Source organism: Microbacterium salitolerans (genome assembly GCF_019720895.1).
Classification (GTDB): Bacteria; Actinomycetota; Actinomycetes; order Actinomycetales; family Microbacteriaceae; genus Microbacterium.
In genome coordinates, this window is the sequence record NZ_JAHKSH010000002.1 from 524,414 (window position 1) to 541,037 (window position 16,624).

General features: G+C 68.4%; 16 protein-coding genes and 1 tRNA gene. 2 read left to right on the forward strand and 15 right to left on the reverse strand.

Features of this window, described 5'->3' with window-relative positions; genetic code table 11:
* Positions 1–150: 150 nt before the first annotated feature.
* From KOL93_RS05705 to rplU, 10 genes are all read right to left on the reverse strand, one after another.
* A tRNA-Ala gene (locus KOL93_RS05705) sits at positions 151–223 on the reverse strand.
* 57 nt (positions 224–280) lie between these two features.
* The gene (rsfS, locus tag KOL93_RS05710) at positions 281–643 is read right to left on the reverse strand and encodes a ribosome silencing factor (protein ID WP_221584539.1); all 363 of its coding nucleotides are present in this window, start codon (positions 641–643) and stop codon (positions 281–283) included.
* Between the two features lie 17 nt (positions 644–660).
* Complete coding sequence (locus tag KOL93_RS05715) at positions 661–1,650, reverse strand: hypothetical protein (RefSeq protein WP_221584350.1); 990 nt, start codon at positions 1,648–1,650, stop codon at positions 661–663.
* Complete coding sequence (nadD, locus tag KOL93_RS05720; RefSeq protein ID WP_221584351.1) at positions 1,647–2,246, reverse strand: nicotinate-nucleotide adenylyltransferase; 600 nt, start codon at positions 2,244–2,246, stop codon at positions 1,647–1,649. The genes KOL93_RS05715 and nadD overlap by 4 nt, the downstream gene beginning before the upstream one ends.
* Before the next feature lie 9 nt (positions 2,247–2,255).
* The gene (locus KOL93_RS05725) at positions 2,256–2,447 is read right to left on the reverse strand and encodes a hypothetical protein (protein ID WP_221584352.1); all 192 of its coding nucleotides are present in this window, start codon (positions 2,445–2,447) and stop codon (positions 2,256–2,258) included.
* A gap of 68 nt (positions 2,448–2,515) precedes the next feature.
* Positions 2,516–3,769 (reverse strand): glutamate-5-semialdehyde dehydrogenase, encoded by a 1,254-nt coding sequence (locus tag KOL93_RS05730; protein WP_221584353.1) that lies wholly within the window; start codon positions 3,767–3,769, stop codon positions 2,516–2,518.
* A complete protein-coding gene (gene proB / locus KOL93_RS05735) occupies positions 3,769–4,617 on the reverse strand; it encodes a glutamate 5-kinase (RefSeq protein ID WP_221584354.1) in 849 nt (282 codons plus the stop codon). Before proB ends, KOL93_RS05730 begins: the two co-directional genes overlap by 1 nt.
* Positions 4,614–6,134 (reverse strand): GTPase ObgE, encoded by a 1,521-nt coding sequence (gene obgE / locus KOL93_RS05740; protein ID WP_221584355.1) that lies wholly within the window; start codon positions 6,132–6,134, stop codon positions 4,614–4,616. The genes proB and obgE overlap by 4 nt, the downstream gene beginning before the upstream one ends.
* A 128-nt stretch (positions 6,135–6,262) precedes the next feature.
* Positions 6,263–6,520: a 50S ribosomal protein L27 gene (rpmA, locus tag KOL93_RS05745; RefSeq protein WP_110589047.1), complete on the reverse strand. Its 258-nt coding sequence runs from the start codon at positions 6,518–6,520 to the stop codon at positions 6,263–6,265.
* Between the two features lie 18 nt (positions 6,521–6,538).
* Positions 6,539–6,847, reverse strand: coding sequence for a 50S ribosomal protein L21 (gene rplU / locus KOL93_RS05750; protein WP_221584356.1), 309 nt, complete (start codon positions 6,845–6,847; stop codon positions 6,539–6,541).
* Between the two features lie 288 nt (positions 6,848–7,135).
* Between rplU and KOL93_RS05755 the strand changes: the two genes are divergently transcribed.
* Positions 7,136–7,465 carry a DUF4031 domain-containing protein gene (locus KOL93_RS05755; RefSeq protein WP_221584357.1) on the forward strand — a complete coding sequence of 110 codons (330 nt, stop codon included), beginning with the start codon at positions 7,136–7,138 and terminating at the stop codon, positions 7,463–7,465.
* Here the strand turns inward: KOL93_RS05755 and KOL93_RS05760 are convergent.
* A complete protein-coding gene (locus KOL93_RS05760; RefSeq protein WP_221584358.1) occupies positions 7,431–9,902 on the reverse strand; it encodes an Rne/Rng family ribonuclease in 2,472 nt (823 codons plus the stop codon). The two genes, KOL93_RS05755 and KOL93_RS05760, sit on opposite strands and share 35 nt — an antisense overlap.
* A 193-nt stretch (positions 9,903–10,095) precedes the next feature.
* Here KOL93_RS05760 and KOL93_RS05765 point away from each other — a divergent pair, with 193 nt between their 5' ends.
* Positions 10,096–10,692, forward strand: a complete 597-nt coding sequence (locus KOL93_RS05765; RefSeq protein ID WP_221584359.1) for a vitamin K epoxide reductase family protein — start codon at positions 10,096–10,098, stop codon at positions 10,690–10,692.
* Positions 10,693–10,751: 59 nt separating this feature from the next.
* On the opposite strand, the gene ndk is transcribed toward KOL93_RS05765, so the two are convergent.
* The 4 genes from ndk to ileS are packed head-to-tail and all read right to left on the reverse strand — an operon-like array spanning position 10,752 to position 16,292.
* Complete coding sequence (gene ndk, locus KOL93_RS05770; protein WP_221584360.1) at positions 10,752–11,168, reverse strand: nucleoside-diphosphate kinase; 417 nt, start codon at positions 11,166–11,168, stop codon at positions 10,752–10,754.
* 53 nt (positions 11,169–11,221) lie between these two features.
* A complete protein-coding gene (locus KOL93_RS05775; protein WP_221584361.1) occupies positions 11,222–11,614 on the reverse strand; it encodes a DUF4233 domain-containing protein in 393 nt (130 codons plus the stop codon).
* A complete protein-coding gene (locus KOL93_RS05780; protein WP_221584362.1) occupies positions 11,614–12,981 on the reverse strand; it encodes a bifunctional folylpolyglutamate synthase/dihydrofolate synthase in 1,368 nt (455 codons plus the stop codon). Before KOL93_RS05780 ends, KOL93_RS05775 begins: the two co-directional genes overlap by 1 nt.
* Positions 12,978–16,292, reverse strand: coding sequence for an isoleucine--tRNA ligase (ileS, locus tag KOL93_RS05785; protein WP_221584363.1), 3,315 nt, complete (start codon positions 16,290–16,292; stop codon positions 12,978–12,980). Before ileS ends, KOL93_RS05780 begins: the two co-directional genes overlap by 4 nt.
* Positions 16,293–16,624: the final 332 nt, after the last annotated feature.

Sequence of the window (16,624 nt, forward strand, 5' to 3'; positions counted from 1 at the left end):
GATTCTCCCCGACCTCCGATGCCGGTCCGGCGCCCGACGTGACGGAGGCCTCGACACTGGCGCGGTTCGCGCATCTCAGCAGTGGGCTGCCCGCAGAGAAAAAGCCTGTTCCGTCGTGTGAGGAAACAGGCTGATTCTTCGCGATGTACGTGGATCTGAGGGGACTCGAACCCCTGACCCCCTGCATGCCATGCAGGTGCGCTACCAGCTGCGCCACAGACCCGTTCTGGAGTTTTACACCCTCGCGGGCAACTCCATAAGCTTACAACAACGCCGGGAATCAGGCGAAATCGGCCTCGACCGACGGGCGTGTCGGGATCTCGAACGGCACCGTCGGGCAGTCCTTCCAGAGGCGCTCGAGCCCGTAGTACTCACGCTCCTCCTGATGGAACACGTGCACGATGAGGTCACCGAAGTCGCACAGGATCCAACGGCCCTCGGCTTTGCCTTCGCGGCGCAGGAGCTTGTGACCTGCCTGGTTGAGGGCGCGCTCGATCTCGTCGGAGATCGCGGCCGCGTTGCGCTCGGAACGCCCCGTGACGATGAGGAAGATGTCGGCGAGCGGCATAGGCTCCGACACATCGAGGGCGACGAGATCCTCGCCGCCCATCTTGTCGGCCGCGGCGACCGCGAGCTGGAGCATGTCGGAGGAAGAGCTGTTCACTGGTTGAAGACTCCCGTGAAATAGAGGGTGGCGAGGGTGGCGACCGCGGCGATTCCGAGGACGCCCGCGGTGATGCCGAGGGTGAAGACGAGGCCGCGACCTCGCTCGGGAGCGGGCGGACGGATGACGTCGCTCGCGTTCTTCTGAATGGAGATCGCATCGGATGCCGCGATCGGAGTCGGAGAGGAGTGCGCGGGGATCTCGCCGTCGATGAGCACCGCGTCGACTTCGCGGCCGTCCGTGGTCCCCTTCGCCGCGCCCGTGGAGCCGAGGCCCTCGGGCAGGCGATGGGAGCTCGTCATGATGATGGAGCTCGGCGACGTCGGCGCGTAGTGCTCCATGAGGTCGTCGAACGACTTCGTCCCCGTCGAGCCCGACGAGGTGCCGACGCCCGCTCCGAAGGTCGGCGCCAGACGCGGGATCCCGTTTCCGCCGTCGAACTCGTCGCGCGGTGCGTCGAGGGACTCCGGCGCGAGAGCGCCCACGGCGTCGCCCTGCGGGTCGATGACGGTGACGACTCGCTGCTCCCCCGTCGACGCGTCCGACGTCTGGGGCGCCTCGTCGTCCGAGTGCGGCTCCGCGACGTCGTCGACGGTCGTGTCGCGTCCCGCGGAGCTCACGTCCGCGATGCGTGCCGGCGATTCCTCGGCGACAAGCTCGTCTGCCGAAAGCTCGTCCTGCGCGACGTCAGCATCCGTGCCGGCGTCGGACTCCTCCGGTGCGCCCGCCTCATCGGTCTGAGTGATGATCGGGACCTCGTTGGTGCGCAGTCTACGGAGCTCTTTGCGCGTGAGCGGGTGCTCGTCGACCTGCTCTGGTTGCGAGCTCGCGACGACGTGGTGCTCCGCCGACGGGTTCGATTCCGGGTCCACGGGAGCCGACGCGCGAACCGCCTCGCGCACGGCGGCATCGCCGCCCTTCGCACGCAGCTCTCGCAGCTCGCGGCGTGTCAGAGGCCGCCCGCTCTGCTCGTCGAGTGTGCTCATACCCTGCTCCGATAGAGGTGGTGTTTGGCGATGTACTGCACGACGCCGTCGGGAACCAGATACCACACGGGCAACCCCTTCTCGACGCGGGCGCGACAGTCCGTCGACGATATCGCCAGGGCCGGGATCTCAAGGCGACTCACGCGGTCGCTGGGAAGATCTCCGATATCCAGCTCGTGCCCTGGTCGGGAGACCGCCACGAAGTGCGCGAGCTCCCACAGCTCATCATGATCGCGCCAGCTGAGAATCTGCGCCACGGCGTCTGCTCCCGTGATGAAGAAGAACTCCGCTCCGGGACGTGAGTCGTTCAGATCACGCAGGGTGTCGACTGTGTACGTCGGACCCGCTCGATCGATGTCGAGGCGACTGACCGTGAACCCCGGGTTCGACGCCGTCGCGATGACTGTCATCTCATAGCGAGCCTGCGGATCCGACACGTCGCCCTTGTGCCAGGGCTGTCCCGTCGGAACGAACACGACCTCATCCAGGCCGAAAGACGTCGCGACCTCGCTCGCCGCCACAAGATGGCCATGGTGGATCGGGTCGAACGTGCCGCCCATCACACCGATGCGAGGAGGTCGCGACGCCTCTGTCACGGCGCGAACCTAGTGCTTCTCGTCAGAGTGCTCTGCCGGATCCGCGTGGCGGTTCGCCACGTTGCGGTACGAGGCGACGACCATGGCCAGCACGGCGAAGACCGCCATGGCGACGATGCCGTACGGAAGGGTGTCGAGCGCCACGTGCTCAGTGTGCTCGGACTCGGCTGCGAAGAGCGCGAGCGCGGAGGCGAAGTGCATCCTGACTCCGTTCAGATGGTGTTGAAGACGACGCCTCTCAGCTTATCGCCTGAGGGGCAGGGATCCCGTCAGGGACGGATCTGGCCGGAGCCGCGTCCGATCCACTTCGTGCTCGTCAGCTCCGGCAGCCCCATGGGCCCGCGCGCGTGGAGCTTCTGGGTGGAGATGCCGACCTCGGCGCCGAATCCGTACTCGCCGCCATCGGTGAAGCGCGTCGACGCGTTGACGTAAACGGCGGCCGAATCGACCTCGGCGAGGAACTTCTCGGCGTTGCGCACGTCGGTCGTGACGATGGTCTCGGTGTGATGGGTGCTGAACTTCTCGATGTGGTCGATCGCCTCATCGAGCGTGTCGACGATCTTCATCGAGATGTCGAGACTGAGGTACTCCGTGCCCCAGTCCTCCTCCGTCGCCGGGACGATGTCGCTCGCGAGCGACTGCACCGTCTCGTCGCCGTGCACGGTGACGCCGCTGGCCTGCAGCGCAGCGACGACGGCAGGGACGAGGCGCTCGGCCGCATCGCGCAGCACGAGCACGCTCTCGGCCGAGTTGCACACGCTCACGCGGTGGGTCTTCGAGTTGACCGTGATCTCGCGGGCCCAGTCGTCGGGAGCCGTCGTGTCGAGCACGACGTGCACGTTGCCGGCGCCCGTCTCGATGACCGGGACCGTCGACTCGGTGACGACCGTCTCGATCAGCCCGGCGCTGCCGCGCGGCACGAGGACATCGATGAAGCCGCGCCCGCGCATGAGCGCCTTGGCGCCGTCGCGACCGAACTCGTCGACCGTCTGGATCGCCTCGGGTGAGATGCCCTGCGAGGTGAGCGCGTCGCGCATGATCGCGACGAGCGCCATGTTCGAAGACATCGCGGCGCTCCCGCCGCGCAGGACGACCGTGTTGCCGGACCGCAGCGCGAGCGCCGCGATGTCGACCGTCACGTTCGGGCGCGCCTCGTAGATCGCGCCGACGACGCCGAAGGGAACGCGCACCTGCTCGAGGCTGATGCCGTTCGCCATGCGCTCGCCCCGGACGACCTGTCCGACAGGATCGGGAAGCGCGGCGACCTGACGCGTGGCGTCGGCGAGAGCCGCGATGCGCTCGGGCGAGAAGGCGAGGCGATCGAGCAGCGAGTCGCCGATCCCCTTCACACGGCCGCGATCGAGGTCTTCGGCGTTCGCCGCGATGATGGTCTGCTGGTTCGCGACGAGGGCGTCGGCGATCGCATGGAGCGCGTCGCCCTTCTCGGTGCTCGTGAGGCGGGCGATGCCGCGTGCGGCCTCCTTGGCCAGCGCGAACCTGGTCTCGGGTGCGTCGGTGCTCATCAGTTCTCCTCGCTCTCGTCGTCCTGCAGGATCAGTGAGAGGGTCTCCGTCTGGGGATCCCCCGTCTCCGCCGGTGTGAACCACGTTCCCACGTCGTGCCCCGCGAGGGCATCCGCGATGTTGTCGGCGCTCGTGACGAGCGCGCCGACGCCGTGCTCCTGGGCGAGGCGGCCGGCCGTCGCCTTCGTCGCGGCACCGCCCGTGCCGACGCTGTTGACGACCTTGCCGCCGAACTCGAACTGACGCAGGTCGTCGTCGGGGGCGATCGTGTCGATCGGTCGGGATCCCTCACGGTCCGGCGGTGCCGTATAGAGGGCCGTGATATCGCTGAGGAGCACCAGCGCATCCGCCTTCATGAGGTGCGCGACCAGCGCGGACAGCCGGTCGTTGTCGCCGAAGCGGATCTCGTGCGTCGCGACGGTGTCGTTCTCGTTGACGATCGGGAGCACGCCCAGGGTGAGCATGCGGTCGATCGCGCGCCGTGCGTTGCTGCGCGGGGTGCTGTTCTGCAGGTCGCTCAGCGTGAGGAGCACCTGGCCGGCTAGGACGCCATAGCGGTCGAGGCTCGACTGCCAGCGCCAGAGGAGCACGTTCTGTCCGACCGCGGCAGCTGCCTGCTGCGTCGCGAGGTCAGACGGCTTGCCCTGACCGAGGTCCATCAGCGAGACCGCCGTGGCGATGGCTCCCGAGGAGACGAAGATGATCTCCTGTCCCCGAGAGCGCGCCTCGACGATCGCATCTGCGAGCATGTCGATGCGCCACGATGCGTCGCCGCTGATCGAAGAGGAGCCGACTTTGACGACGATCCTCTTCGCGGTTGCCAGATCTTGACGTGCGTATGCCGTCACTCTGTACCATCCATCCTTTCGAACGTCTCCTCCTCATCGCGAGAAAGACGACGTTCCTCTTCCAGTGCGCGCTCGATCGTGCGCGCATCCTGTCTGGCCTTGTAGGCCTCGCGGCGCTCCGCCGTCGTGCGGCGGTGGTTGCCTTCGAGGCGGGGGTCCGTTCCGCGCGGCGCCTGCGTGAGCTCGGCGGCCGACGAGAGCGCCGGATCCCAGTCGAACACGATGGCGTCGTCGTCGCCGATCACGACGGGGACGCCGGGCACGGCACCGGCGCGGAACAGCGCGTTCTCGATGCCGATCTTCTCGAGGCGATCGGCCAGATAGCCGACGGCCTCCTCGTTCTGGAAGTCGGTCTGCTGGACCCAGCGCTCGGGCTTCTCGCCGCGGATCCGGAACAGATCGCCATACGAGCCGCCTTCGCGGGTGACCGTGAACGCCTTGCGCGACCCCTGCGGGCGGATGATCACGCGTTCGGTCGGCTCCTCCGCGGGCGCCAGGCGACGCTGTTCGTCGATGAGCTCGGCCAGCGCGAAGGTGAACTCGCGCAGCCCGCGCCGGGCGACCGTCGAGAGCTCGAAGACGCGGAAGCCGAGCTTCTCGAGGTCGGGACGGACGAAGTCGGCGAGCTCCTCGGCCTGCGGCACATCGATCTTGTTGAGGACGACCATCTGCGGGCGATCGAGCAGCGGCGTCTGTCCCTCCGGGACCTCGTAGTTGCCGAGCTCACGGCGGATGATCTCGAGGTCGCTCACGGGGTCTCTGCCGGACTCGAGCGTCGCGCAGTCGAGCACGTGAACGATCGCCGTGCAGCGCTCGACGTGCCGCAGGAAGTCGAGTCCGAGGCCCCGTCCCTCGCTCGCGCCCTCGATGAGACCGGGGACGTCGGCGACCGTGAAGCGGATGTCTCCCGACTGCACGACGCCGAGGTTCGGGTGCAGCGTCGTGAAGGGGTAGTCGGCGATCTTGGGGCGCGCCGCGGACATGGCAGCGACGAGGCTCGACTTGCCGGCCGAGGGGAACCCGACGAGCGCGACGTCCGCGAGCGTCTTGAGCTCGAGCAGGACGTCGCCTTCCCAGCCGGGCGTGCCGAGAAGCGCGAAACCCGGCGCCTTGCGCTTGGGTGAGGAAAGTGCGGCATTTCCGAGGCCGCCGCGGCCACCCGGCGCCGCCACGAATCGCATGCCGGGCTCGATCAGGTCAGCGAGGACCTCACCGGATGGATCCTTCACGACCGTGCCGACCGGAACCGGGAGCTCCAGCGTGGGGGCCTGCGCACCCGAACGCATGTCGCCCATGCCGAATCCGCCGTTCTCAGACCTGCGGTGGGGCGAGTGGTGGTAGCTGAGCAGGGTTGTCGTCTGCGTATCGGCGACGAGGACGACATCGCCGCCGTCTCCCCCATTGCCGCCGTCGGGACCCGCGAGCGGTTTGAACTTCTCGCGGCGAACGGACACACACCCGTTGCCGCCGCTGCCCGCCCTCAGGTGCAGGGTGACCTCGTCGACGAACGTGACCATTGTGCCTCTTCTCGAACTCCGGGCCCGTGGCCCACTATGCCGCGTGCGGGATGAGTCCCGCTACGCAGAACGGGGGCGAGCTCATGCCCGCCCCCGTTCCGGATGCAGATTGCGCGTGATGCCGGCGATTACTCGGCTGCGGCCACCACGTTGACGACCTTGCGGCCGCCCTTGCTGCCGAACTCGACCGCGCCCGCGGCGAGAGCGAACAGGGTGTCGTCGCCACCACGGCCGACGTTGGCGCCGGGGTGGAAGTGCGTGCCGCGCTGGCGGACGAGGATCTCGCCCGCGTTGACGTCCTGGCCGCCGAAGCGCTTCACGCCGAGGCGCTGCGCGTTCGAGTCACGACCGTTGCGAGTGGAGCTTGCGCCCTTCTTATGTGCCATTTCTCAAGCCTCTCCGGATTACTTGATGCCAGTGACCTTGACGCGCGTGAGCTCCTGACGGTGGCCCTGGCGCTTCTTGTAGCCGGTCTTGTTCTTGTACTTCTGGATGACGATCTTCGGGCCGCGGAGGTCGTTGAGAACCTCAGCGGTGACCGTGACCTTCGACAGCGCGTCGGCGTCGGTCGTCACGTTCTCGCCGTCGACGAAGAGGACGGCGGGCAGCTCGATCGACTCACCCTCGGCAGCCTGGACACGGTCGAGCGTGATGATCGTTCCGACCTCGACCTTCTCCTGCCGGCCACCGGCGCGAACAACTGCGTAAACCACGTTGATACCTGTTTCATTGGGGACAGCCTGCGGCCGTCCGAATCTCACGGGAAGTCTTGGGCACTTCACTCCGAGGGAAAAGCGGAGAGTCGCGCTCCTGCTTGCATCGCACTGGATGTGCGAGGTGCGTCAGCAAGGCTTCTGTCGCGCCGCCAGTGGGAGAGCGCGCGACCGGAGATGCACCAACGGATAACTTTACCCGAAGTCTGCTGAATCCGGCAATCAGGTCGACCGGCGCGTCGCAGTCGTTCGCGCCCGGGGCCCGCGCAGAGTTCTATGCTGGTGAATATGACGATCCTCGTCGACTCTCCCCTGTGGCCGGCGCACGGGCGCTACTGGTCGCACCTCGTCAGCGACTCGGACCTGGAGGAGCTGCACGCGTTCGCGGCAGCCAACGGGATCCCTCGCCGCGGATTCGATCTCGACCACTACGACGTGCCGGAGGACGTGCTCGAGCGCCTCGTCGAGGCCGGAGCCCGGCGGGTGACCGCGGGTGAGCTCACGCGCGCGCTGATCGGCTCTGGACTGCGGATCCGCGCGAAGGATCGGCCGGCGGCGCGCCAGGCGCACCGCCGGCCCGACATCACTTCTCGGAGTCGTCGCCCGACGGAGGAGTGACCGACACCGCGGTGCCCTGCAGCGCCGCGGTCGTCACGCGACGACGCGCGCGGCCCTGGCCCGGCGCCTTGGGTTCCGGGAGCGCGCTGAGGACCGAGTCGAGGAGGCTGCCGGGGGCATCTCCCCCGGCCTCGGAGCTCTTGGCGGCGGGCTTGTCGGATGCGCGCTTGCGCCGGGGCTTGCGCGGCCGCTCCTCACCCGCATCCGCCGGCTTGTCCTCAGCTCCGCGGGGGCCTTCCGGCAGGACGAGCTGATCGAGCGACGCCGGCGACTCCGTGGCCGCCTGCTCGGCGGCCCGCTCGTGAGCGGCCTCTTCCTTCGACAGCGTCGACGCGGCGATCTTCGCGAGAGCCGACTTCGCACTCTCCGTGTTGACGTGCGGTGCCGGCGCATCCTTTTCGGGAGCCGCGTCGCCCTTCGGCGACGATCCGCGGCTCTTGCCGCCGCGCGAACGACGGCTGCCGCTGCCCGAGGAGCCGCCGGCGCTCTGCCGGTGCTTCGTGACGGGGTCGTGGTGCACGATGACACCGCGACCGGCGCACACTTCGCACGCCTCGCTGAATGTCTCGAGCAGGCCGAGGCCGAGCTTCTTCCTGGTCATCTGCACCAGGCCCAGGGACGTGACCTCGGCAACCTGGTGCTTTGTGCGATCCCGGCTCAGGCACTCGATGAGACGGCGCAGCACGAGGTCGCGGTTCGACTCGAGCACCATGTCGATGAAGTCGACGACGATGATGCCGCCGATGTCGCGCAGCCGCAGCTGGCGGACGATCTCCTCTGCCGATTCCAGGTTGTTCTTCGTGACCGTCTCTTCGAGGTTGCCGCCCGAGCCGACGAACTTGCCCGTGTTGACGTCGATGACGGTCATCGCCTCGGTGCGGTCGATGACGAGAGATCCGCCGGACGGCAGCCACACCTTGCGATCGAGGGCCTTCTCGATCTGCTCCGTGATCCGGAACTCGTCGAACGGATCGCCGTCGCCCTCGTGCTGCTCGATGCGCTCGAGCAGATCGGGTGCGACCGACTGAAGGTAGCTCGTGATCGTCTGGTGCGCGTCGGCGCCGCGGATGACCATCTTCTGGAAGTCCTCATTGAAGACATCGCGGACGATCTTGACGAGGAGATCGGGCTCGCTGTGGAGCAGGTTCGGCGCCTGCCCCTTCTCGACCTGTGCCTGAATGTGCTCCCACTGCTGCGTGAGGCGGTTCACATCCCGCGTGAGCTGCTCTTCTGTCGCGCCCTCGGCCGCCGTGCGCACGATGACACCGGCCGACTCCGGCAGCACCTTCTTGAGGATCTTCTTCAGGCGCGCGCGCTCGGTGTCGGGGAGCTTGCGGGAGATCCCGTTCATCGACCCACCCGGCACGTACACGAGGTACCGGCCGGGAAGCGAGATCTGGCTCGTCAGACGCGCGCCCTTGTGGCCCACCGGGTCCTTCGTGACCTGCACGAGGACCTTGTCGCCGGGCTTGAGCGCCAGCTCGATGCGACGCGGCTGATTTCCGGTCTCGACCGCATCCCAGTCGACCTCGCCGGAGTACAGCACGGCGTTGCGACCACGACCGATGTCGACGAAGGCCGCCTCCATGCTCGGCAGCACGTTCTGCACGCGGCCGAGGTAGACGTTGCCGATGAGCGACGCGTCCTGTGCGCGGGCGACGTAGTGCTCGACGAGCACGCCATCCTCGAGGACGCCGATCTGCGTGCGGCTCTGCTTCGCGCGCACCACCATCTGGCGATCGACCGATTCACGGCGCGCGAGGAACTCGGCCTCGGTCACGACGGAACGACGGCGTCCGGCCTCGCGACCGTCTCGACGACGCTGCTTCTTCGCCTCGAGGCGCGTCGACCCCTTGATGCGCTGTGGCTCGTTGACGACCTCGACGACGCGCTTGCGGCCGCGGCCCTCGTCGCGGGAGTCATCGCCCCCGCCGGCTCCCCCGCCGCGGCGACGACGTCGACGGCTCGACCGATTGCCTCCCTGGCCCTGCAGGTCGTCGTCATCATCGTCATCGTCATCGTCGTCGTCCATCGACGGCGGTGACGGCAGCAGGCTGACGTCAGGCGCGTAGAACGTGAGCGATGTCGAGACCTGCGAGACGAAGTTCTCGGGAATCAGCCCGAGACTCACGGCCGTCGGGATCTCGGGCTCCGACGGCTCGTCGCCGCCCTTCGCGTCGCTCGCGGCGGGCGCATCGGCCTCGCCATCGACGGCGCCGTCTGCGGGCTTCGGCGTGTCGGCCGTCGTCTGCTGCGCGGCCGACTGCCCCTCCGGCTGCTGTGTGTCCTGCGTGTCGTCGTGTGCGGTGGTGTCCGTGGTGTCGTTGTCTTCAGCCATCTCTGGCGAACTCCCTGCACGAGCGGTTTCCCTGCCCGTGGAAATCGTGCTGTCGCGCGGGGCGCGAGCCAGCTCCCAATTGGTCTGCGACTGGCCCATCGGCTCTGGTCGCGCGGAGCATCCGTTGCTCCGAAGTCTTCTTCGCGTCGACACCCGGGGCGCGCACGCGGCGAGCGTCAGGTGTCATTATCTCACCTTGGCGCGTATCCGCGCATTCCCACGTCAATCGCTGTCATCGGCGCGTCGCGCGCGAGCGGTGCTCGCCCCCGGTCGGCAGTGCGACACTGATTCCATGGAGCAGACGCAGAAGCGCCCGGCGGCACTCGCCGTATGGCTCGTGATCGCGGGAGTCGTCGGCCTGTGGGCCGCGTTCTCTCTCACGATGGAGAAGTTCGAGGCGCTCATCGATCCCGATCACGTCGCCGGGTGCGACTTCAATCCCATCGTGCAATGCGGCGCGAATCTCGACTCCGCACAGGGATCCGCGTTCGGCTTCCCGAACCCCCTGCTCGGGCTTGTCGGGTGGATGGCTCCCGTCGTCGTCGGCATGGCGCTCCTCGCCGGCGCGCGCTTCGCGAAGTGGTTCTGGATCCTGTTCACGGCCGGCATGGCCTTCGCATTCGGTTTCGTCGTCTGGCTGATCATCCAGAGCATCTACGTGATCGGCACCCTCTGCCCGTGGTGCATGGTGACGTGGGTCGTGACGATCCCGACGTTCTATGCGGTGCTTCTGCACGCGCTGCGCATCGGCGCTTTCCCCGTGTCCCGCGGCGTGCGGAAGACCGCCGACGCGCTGATGGGCTGGCTGCCGCTCCTCGCGACGCTCTCGTTCCTCGCGATCATCGTGCTCGCCGAGCTGCGCCTGCACCTGCTCGACTTCTTCTTCTGACGCACGCGAAGAGGCGTCCCGCAGGATGCGGGACGCCTCTTCGCGTGCGGATGCGGCGCTCAGCCGAACCAGAGACCCAGCTCGCGCTCGGCCGATTCCGTGCTGTCGGAGCCGTGCACGAGGTTCTGCTGCACCTTCAGGCCCCAGTCGCGGCCGAGGTCGCCGCGGATCGTGCCGGGCGCGGCCGTCGTGGGCTCTGTGGCGCCCGCCAGCGAGCGGAACCCCTCGATGACGCGGTTGCCGCGTGCACGCACCGCCACGACGTCGCCGGACATCATGAACTCGACGAGCGGCTCGAAGAACGGCTTGCCGTCGTGCTCGGCGTAGTGCTCAACCAGCAGCTCGCGCGACGGTGTGAACTTGCGGATGTCGACGAGCTCGTATCCCTTCGCCTCGATGCGGGCGAGGATCTGTCCGGTCAGGCTGCGCGCGACGCCGTCGGGCTTGACGAGGACCAAGGTCTCTTCTGTGGCCATGAAAGTGCCTTCCTGTATCGGTGAGGGGACCTGATGAACCTATCGCGGGGGACCTATGCGTCCGGCGTGTCCGCGTTCGCCTGGCGCGCCTGCTGCACGCGACGCTCGATCTTCGCGCCGCCGATCATCGCGTAGGCCCACATCCCGCCGAAGATGACCGCGACGAGGAGGATGGCGGGGACCAGCAGGGCGCCCGCGGCGATCACGAGCTGCAGGATCCATCCCGCGACGCGCCCCCATGTCCAGCGGAGCGCGCCGCTGACGACGATCAGGGCGACGAGCATGACGCTTCCCGCGACGATGCCCCACCACGAGGGCACGGCGGCCGGCAGCGCGCCGAGGCCGTAGATCACGAGCCCCGCGAGAAAGACGACGATCGCCTCGAACCCGAGCACCACGGATCCGACCTTCTCCGGAAGCGTGCGGTAGCGACGGGCGCGCGCCATCAGTCCTCGTCTCCGACGGACGCGGTCTTCCAGCCCTCGACGCGCGACAGCGCGATGGCCTCGCCGCCGAGCACGACGGATCCCGCGATCACGATCGCGCGCTTCTCGCCCTCTGCCGCCCATTCGCGCGCCGCCTCGGCCGCCTCCGCGATGTCGCGGTGCGCCGTCGGTCGGAGGCCCTGCAGCTCCGCCGCGTCGGCGATCTCGTCGGCGGAGGCCGCGCGCTCTGAGGCCGCCTCCGTCGCGAACAGGTGCGCGGCCAGCGGCTTCAGCTCCTCGATCACTCCCGCCACGTCCTTGTCGGCCATGACACCGAGCACGACGCCCCACTCCTCGAAGTCGAAGGACTCCTTCAGAGCTCGCACGAGCGCCCGCGCGCCATGGGGATTGTGCGCCGCATCGACGATCACGGTCGGCTCCGTGCCGACGAGCTGGAGCCGACCGGGCGACACCGTCTCGCCGAAGCCCTCCGTGCGGATGTCGGAGGCGATCCGCTGTGTGCCGCCCCCGATCAGAGATTCGACGGCGGCGACCGCGAGCGCGGCGTTCGCACCCTGATGCGCTCCGTAGATCGGCAGGTACTCCTCTTCGTAGTCGCCCGCGAGGCCTCGGACGCGCACGAGCTGCCCGCCGACGGCGAGCTTCGTCTCGACGAGCGCGAAGTCGTCGCCCTCGAAGGCGATCGAGGCGTCGTTCTCCGCCGCGACGCGCCGGAGGACGGCCGCGGCGTCGGGTTCCTGACGGGAGGACACGACCGCGGCGCCCTGCTTGATGATGCCGGCCTTGACCTCGGCGATCTCGGCGCGCGTCGATCCGAGGCGCGCCGCGTGGTCGATGTCGATCGGGGTGAACACCGCGACGTCACCGTCGGCCGTGTTCGTCGAATCCCACGCGCCGCCCATGCCGACCTCGAGCACGAGGACGTCGACAGGGGCATCAGCGCAGGCCACGAACGCGAGCGCGGTCAGCAGCTCGAAGAAGGTCAGCGGTGCCTGGCCGTCGGCGTCGAGCTCGGCATCGACGAGGGCGAGGAACGGGAAGATCTCGTCCCACGCATCGGCGACCGCCTCGTCGGCGATCGGCTCGCCGTCGATGAGGATCCGCTCGGTGAATCGGACGAGGTGCGGGCTCGTGAACAGGCCTGTGCGCAGGCCGTGCGCACGGACGAGGCTCTCGATGATGCGCGCCGTCGAGGTCTTGCCGTTCGTGCCGGTGATGTGCACGACGCGATACGTGCGCTGCGGATTGTCGAGGTACTCCAGCAGCTTCGCCGTGCGGTCGAGACGGGGCTCCACCCAGGCCTCGCCCGCGCGAGCGAGCAGCGCGGAGTAGACCGCGTCGGCACGCCGGATGTCGGAATCGGTCACTGCGCATCTCCGATCCGGGCGACCGCGATCGTCACGTCGCCCGCGTTGGCGTACTTGCCGGCGGGGATCAGCTGCTCGAACTCGGCCCCGCCCGTGCCCTCGTCGATCTCGTACTCGACGGCCAGCGTCTCTCCCGCGACGTCGGCGACGTCCCATCCGCTCTCGACCGCGGCGCGGTCGTCGGCGAAGGCGAACATCAGCTGCAGGCGGATCCGGTCGCTGACCTCGAAGCCGGCGTTCTTGCGTGTGTCCTGGACGGCGCGGATGAGGTCGCGCGCGAAGCCCTCGGCCTCGAGCTCGGGGGTCGTGGTCGTGTCGAGGATCACGAACCCGCCGCCCGGAAGGGTCGCGATCGCCTCGCCGTCCGGCCGTCCGGCCGTGTCGAGCGCGAGCTCGTACTCCCCATCCTCGAGCGCGATGCCGCCGGCCGTCACGACGCCGTCGCTCTCGGACCAGTCGCCCGACTTCGACGCCTTGATGACCTGCTGCACCTGCTTGCCCAGGCGCGGTCCCACCGCCCGGGCGTTGACCGTAAGACGGTGCGAGATGCCGTACCGCTCGGCCGTGTCCTCGCGCAGCTCGTCGAGCTCGACGCCCTTCACGTTGAGCTCCTCGCGCAGGATGTCCTCGAACTGAGCGAGCCCCGCGGAGCCGCTCGTCACGACGGTGAGCTTCGCGAGAGGCAGGCGGACGCGGAGCTTCTCCTTCTTGCGCAGCGCGTTCGCGACGCTCGACGCCTCGCGCACCGAGTCCATCGCCTCGCGGATGTCGGTCGCCGATGGGAACTCCGCGGAGTCGGGCCAGTCGGTCAGGTGGACGCTGCGGCCGCCCGTGAGCCCCTGCCAGACGCGCTCCGACACGAGCGGGATGAGCGGGGCCGCGACGCGGCACACCGTCTCGAGCACCGTGTAGAGCGTGTCGAACGCCTGCCGGCTCGCGGGGTCGTCTGTGACGCCCTCCCAGAAGCGGTCGCGCGAGCGTCGGATGTACCAGTTCGTCAGCACCTCGGCGAAGCCGCGCAGGCGCGCCGCCGCCGACGTCGAGTCGAGCTGCTCGAGGTCAGTCGTCACCGCGTCGACGAGCTCGCCCGTGAGCGCCAGGATGTAGCGGTCGAGCACATCTGTCGAGTCGGTGCGGCGCTCCGCCTCGTACCCCGATCCGCCCTGGCTTCCTGCCGCATTCGCGTACGTCGAGAAGAAGTACCAGGAGTTCCACAGCGGGAGGAGGAACTCGCGCACGCCCGAGCGGATCCCCTCCTCCGTGACGACGAGGTTGCCGCCGCGCAGGACGCTCGACGACATGAGGAACCAGCGCATGGCGTCGGATCCGTCGCGGTCGAACACCTCGTTGACATCGGGATAGTTGCGGAGCGACTTCGACATCTTCTGCCCGTCGTTTCCGAGCACGATGCCGTGGCACGATACGCCCGTGTAGGCGGGTCGATCGAAGAGCGCGCCCGAGAGCACGTGCATGACGTAGAACCAGCCGCGCGTCTGCCCGATGTACTCGACGATGAAGTCGGCCGGCGAGTGCTCGTCGAACCAGTCCTTGTTCTCGAACGGGTAGTGGCGCTGTGCGAACGGCATCGACCCGGAGTCGAACCACACGTCGAAGACGTCCTCGATGCGGCGCATGGTGCTGCGGCCCGACGGGTCGTCGGGGTTCGGGCGCGTCAGATCGTCGATGAACGGGCGGTGCAGATCGACCTCGCCCTCCTCGTTGCGCGGGAGACGCCCGAAGTCGCGCTCGATGTCCGCGAGGGAGCCGTAGACGTCCACGCGCGGGTGCTGGGGGTCGTCGGACTTCCAGACCGGGATCGGCGAGCCCCAGTATCGGTTGCGGCTGATGGACCAGTCGCGAGCGCCCTCGAGCCACTTGCCGAACTGCCCGTGCTTCACGTTCTCGGGCGCCCACGTGATCTGCTCGTTGAGCTCGAGAAGACGATCCTTGAACTCGCTCACCCGGATGAACCAGCTCGACACGGCCTTGTAGATGAGGGGGTTGCGGCACCGCCAGCAGTGCGGGTAGCTGTGCACGTACGACTGCAGGCGCAGGAGCCGTCCTGCGGCGCGCAGGTGACGCACGATGTCGATGTTCGCGTCGAGCCACAGCTCTCCGGCGAAGTCGGGGACGATGTCGAGGAAGCGGCCGTCGTCGCCGAGGGACACGATCGTGGGAATCCCCGCGGCGTCGTTCAAGCGCTTGTCGTCTTCACCGTAAGCCGGAGCCTGATGCACGACGCCCGTGCCGTCGCCCGTCGTGACGTAGTCGTCGACGAGCACCTGCCAGGCGTTCTCGGTGCCCCAGGTCGCGGCGTCGACGAAGTAGTCGAAGAGCGGCGCGAACCGCACGCCCGCGAGCTCCGCTCCCCGGATGCGGCGCGTGACGGCGGCCTGCGCATCGGCGGCCTCGGCATACCCGAGATCCGTGGCGTAGCCCGCGAGGAGGTCCTCCGCGAGCAGGAACTCGGAGCCCCGGATGCCCTCCGCGGCACCCTCCGGCCCGGCGGGGACGACCGCGTAGGCGATGTCGGGGCCGACCGCGAGCGACGCGTTCGTCGGGAGCGTCCAGGGCGTCGTCGTCCACGCGAGCGCGGCGACGCCGGAGAGCTCGAGCTCGGCCGCCCGCTCCCCCGTGAACGGGAAGCTGACCGTGACCGACGGATCCTGGCGGTCCTGGTAGACGTCGTCGTCCATGCGCAGCTCGTGGTTGCTGAGCGGTGTCTGGTCGCGCCAGCAGTAGGGCAGCACACGGTAGCCCTCGTAGGCGAGCCCCTTCTCGTGCAGCTGCTGGAAGGCCCACAGCACGCTCTCCATGTACGACGCGTTGAGCGTCTTGTACCCGCGCTCGAAGTCGACCCAGCGCGCCTGACGCGTGACGTAGTCCTCCCAGTCGCGCGTGTACGTGAGGACGGAGTCGCGCGCCTTCGCATTGAAGGCGTCGATCCCCATCTCCTCGATCTCGCTCTTCTCGGTGATCCCGAGCTGCTTCATCGCCTCGAGCTCCGCGGGTAGGCCATGGGTGTCCCAGCCGAAGACGCGGTCGACCTTCTGGCCGAGCATCGTGTGGAAGCGGGGGAAGAGATCCTTCGCGTACCCCGTCAGCAGGTGGCCGTAGTGCGGCAGGCCGTTGGCGAACGGCGGCCCGTCATAGAAGACCCACTCCTCGGATCCCTCGCGCTGCGCGATCGAGGCGCGGAACGTGTCGTCCTGCTTCCAGAATTCGAGGATCTCCTGCTCGATCTCAGGAAAGCGGGGCGAGGGGGTCACAGCGTCGGCCGCCGGGCCGAACACGCTCTTCGGGTAGGTCATCTCACTCCAGCAGTGTCGTATGTCACGAACTGCGAGGACGACCCGTGCTGTCAGCCCAGCCCCGGCCGCGGTACCACCCCGCGTTGCACCGCACGCGATGCCGCTCTCACTGCGGCTGTGACGGGCCTGCCCCGCGCGGTTCTACCGGGCTGCGAGCAGCCGTTCTTCCGCGGACTCCCCGGTGATGGCCGGATCGATGCCGATGAGGAGATCCTACCGGCAGGAGCTGAGCGCGCGCACCTCATCCGATGTCATGCGCCGGCGGCCGCCGGAACACGCGCGGAACCCCGGCGTGCGCGACTCCGGCCGGGAAGGACGATCAGTCGAATCAG

Bases quoted from the DNA above. Each gene is read 5' to 3' on its own strand.
- rsfS (WP_221584539.1), bottom strand. From the start codon at position 643: ATGCTCCAGCTCGCGGTCGCCGCGGCCGACAAGATGGGCGGCGAGGAT.
- KOL93_RS05715 (WP_221584350.1), bottom strand. From the start codon at position 1,650: ATGAGCACACTCGACGAGCAGAGCGGGCGGCCTCTGACACGCCGCGAG.
- KOL93_RS05725 (WP_221584352.1), bottom strand. From the start codon at position 2,447: ATGCACTTCGCCTCCGCGCTCGCGCTCTTCGCAGCCGAGTCCGAGCAC.
- KOL93_RS05730 (WP_221584353.1), bottom strand. From the start codon at position 3,769: ATGAGCACCGACGCACCCGAGACCAGGTTCGCGCTGGCCAAGGAGGCC.
- obgE (WP_221584355.1), bottom strand. From the start codon at position 6,134: ATGGTCACGTTCGTCGACGAGGTCACCCTGCACCTGAGGGCGGGCAGC.
- rpmA (WP_110589047.1), bottom strand. From the start codon at position 6,520: ATGGCACATAAGAAGGGCGCAAGCTCCACTCGCAACGGTCGTGACTCG.
- KOL93_RS05755 (WP_221584357.1), top strand. From the start codon at position 7,136: ATGACGATCCTCGTCGACTCTCCCCTGTGGCCGGCGCACGGGCGCTAC.
- KOL93_RS05760 (WP_221584358.1), bottom strand. From the start codon at position 9,902: ATGGGCCAGTCGCAGACCAATTGGGAGCTGGCTCGCGCCCCGCGCGAC.
- KOL93_RS05765 (WP_221584359.1), top strand. From the start codon at position 10,096: ATGGAGCAGACGCAGAAGCGCCCGGCGGCACTCGCCGTATGGCTCGTG.
- ndk (WP_221584360.1), bottom strand. From the start codon at position 11,168: ATGGCCACAGAAGAGACCTTGGTCCTCGTCAAGCCCGACGGCGTCGCG.
- KOL93_RS05775 (WP_221584361.1), bottom strand. From the start codon at position 11,614: ATGGCGCGCGCCCGTCGCTACCGCACGCTTCCGGAGAAGGTCGGATCC.
- ileS (WP_221584363.1), bottom strand. From the start codon at position 16,292: ATGACCTACCCGAAGAGCGTGTTCGGCCCGGCGGCCGACGCTGTGACC.